We start from the raw sequence: 2,749 nt of genomic DNA, 5'->3' as shown, positions 1-2,749 counted from the left end.
CCCGCCGCCGAGGCCGCCGACCGGCGTCGCCGGGCCACCGCCGTCGTGGGCGTCGTGGCCACCCTCGCCGCACTCGCCCACGCGCAGGGGATCCCCGATCACCTGCACGAGGAGATCCGGCTGGCCTACACGGACACCGACGGCGACGGTGAGCGAGCCGACCGCTTCCCTCCCGGGCCCGAGTCCCACTACGCCGAGGTCGACAGGGTCATCCTCGAGGCGTTCCCGGGCCGGGAGAAGACCGACCTCGTCGTCGTCAGCACCGCCGACGCCTTCCTGGCCTACCACCCGTACCTGGCCTACCAGGCCGTCACCTCCCACTACGCCAACCCGCTCGGCCGGTACGACGAGCGCAACGAGGCGATGATCGGCTGGGAGGACGCCACCAGCGGCGACGAGCTGTACGCCATGATGAACGACACGCCGTGGCGGCGCCCGGACGCCGTGGTCGCCCGCCCCTCGGGTTCCGGGTACGCGCTGCGCCTGGCCGAGGACACCTACCCCAACGACCCCAACGTGCGCCGGTTGGGCGTCACCATCCCCGCCGAGGCCGTGGAGGGCCCCCACTTCGAGGTCCACGACGTCGGACCGTTCGCCGTGATCGTGGTGCGATGAGGTGACCCCACTGTGACGGCGAGCGGCGGGCGCCCCCTCGGGCTGCACCCGTACCCGGGTATGGACCGCGACCGACGGCTGGCCGTGATCACCGGCTTCCTCGGCGCGTTCCTGGCGATCCTGTCCGGTTTCCTCCCGGTCCACCAGAACACCACCGAGGTGCGCTGGACCGCCGGACCCGACTACGCCTCCGTCACCGCCCCACTGGTCTCCGGGAGACCGCTGGACCTGACCATCACCGCACCGTGTGGCCCGCTGTCGCAGGTTCCCGACGACACGATCGTGTTCTCGACCCTGCCCGAGGGCGCACCCGGTCGGATCTCCGACGGCCTCGTGGTCCAGCGCTCGGCCGACGCCGCGGGGGACCCCGCCATCGAGGTGGCGGTCCGCAACACCACCCTGCTCTCGGTCCCCCTGTCCACCCTCCGGGACCCGGCCTGCGAGTCGCTGCGGGTCCGGGCCGAGGTCGGGGTGCTGGTGGCCGAGCTCACCGGCCTGTCCGAGGACGGGGACCGGGGCGGGGACGACGACGAGAACGGGCAGGACCCGGTCAGCGCGGCCGTCCCGGGAACCATGCGACCGCAGGTGACAGGGGTGTTCACGGACCTCACGCCCACCTCCGCGCCCGAGGGGCTGGGCGGGTCGACGGTGGAGATCACCGTCGACTCCCGTTACTCCTCCAGCCCCACGGTGCTCAAGCTGGCGCTGATGGTGCTGGGGATCCTGGCGACCCTCGCCTCGGTGGTGTTCCTGCACCGCCTCGACGGGATCGACGGACGGTCCGACCGCCGGTTCGTCCCCCGCTCGTGGACCCGGTTGTCGGCGGTGGACGGCGTGGTGGTGGGCGTCCTGGGGTTCTGGCACCTCGTGGGTGCCAACACCTCCGACGACGGCTACCTGCTCACCATGGCCCGGTCGGCCGGCCCCAGCGGGTACATGGCCAACTACTACCGCTGGCTCGGCTCCCCCGAGTCGCCCGTGGGGTGGTACTACGAGATCCTGCGGCTGTTCGCCGAGGTGTCCACGGCGAGCCCGTGGATGCGCCTGCCCACCCTGGCGTGCGGCATCCTGGCCTGGCTGATCATCAGCCGGGAGGTGGTCCCGCGCCTGGGCCGGCTCGCCCGCACCTGGCACCGGCCGCGCTGGACGGGCGCCGCGCTCTTCCTGGCCTTCTGGATGGCCTTCAACAACGGGCTGCGGCCCGAGCCCGTGATCGCGCTGGGCGCGCTGCTCACCTGGTCGCTCGTGGAGCGGTCCATCGCCACGCGCAGGCTCGTCCCGGGCGTCGCCGCGATCGGTGTGGCCGCGTTCTCCCTCGGGGCCGGACCCACCGGGCTCATGTGCGTGGCCGCCCTGGCCGCGGGCGCACGCGAGTTCGTCCGCATGGTCCGCCGCCGCGCCCTGGTGGTCGGCTGGGCTCCCATCCTCGGCCCGGTCCTCGCGGTGGGACTGGCACTGCTCTACACCGTGTTCGCCGACCAGACCCTCGCCGCCGTCCTCGAGGCCACCCGGATCCGCACCGAGCTCGGCCCGAGCCTGCCCTGGTACGGGGAGAAGGACCGCTGGGAGGCGTTGTTCGGGGTGTCCGCCGACGGCGGTGTGGCCCGGCGCTTCCCCGTCCTGCTCATGCTGATGTGCCTCGCACTCGTCACGGCCGTGATGCTGCGCCGGGGCAGGATCCCCGGGGCCGCCGCCGGGCCGTCCCGCCGACTCATCGGCGTGATCGCCGGCTCCCTGCTGTTCCTGGTGTTCACCCCGACCAAGTGGACCCACCACTTCGGGGTCTTCGCCGGGCTCGCCGGGGCGCTGGCCGTCCTGGCGGTGATCGCCCTGCGGTCCTCGACCGTCTCGCTGCGCCGCAGCCGGTGGCTCGTCGGCGCCGCGTTGTGCCTCGTCGTGGGCCTGTCCACGGCGACCAACAACACCTGGTGGTACGTCTCCGATTACGGCATCCCGTTCTCCGACACCTTCCCCGACGTGCTGGGGGTCCAGGTCCAGTACGTCGCGTTCATCGGCGGACTGGTGTGCCTGCTGGTGGCCGGGCTCATCCACGCCGGGATCCTGCCCGACTCGCCCGACGGCGCGGTCGCCCGCAGGGTCGCCCGGGCCGTCCCCTTCCGCCGCTCGGGCCCGG

General features: G+C 73.1%; 2 protein-coding genes. Both read left to right on the top strand.

What is annotated here, in order from left to right; genetic code table 11:
- On the top strand, positions 1-615 hold a 615-nt coding region (locus G6018_RS00640; RefSeq protein ID WP_182638465.1), incomplete at its 5' end, for an arabinofuranosyltransferase.
- Between the two features lie 12 nt (positions 616-627).
- On the top strand, positions 628-2,749 hold a 2,122-nt coding region (locus G6018_RS00635), incomplete at its 3' end, for an arabinosyltransferase domain-containing protein (protein ID WP_347237754.1).

It is taken from the genome of Dietzia sp. DQ11-44 (assembly GCF_014145205.1).
Taxonomy (GTDB): Bacteria; Actinomycetota; Actinomycetes; order Mycobacteriales; family Mycobacteriaceae; genus Dietzia; species Dietzia natronolimnaea.
Note: the sequence above shows the minus strand (reverse complement) of the source record. Positions and strands in the feature narration are given on the sequence as shown.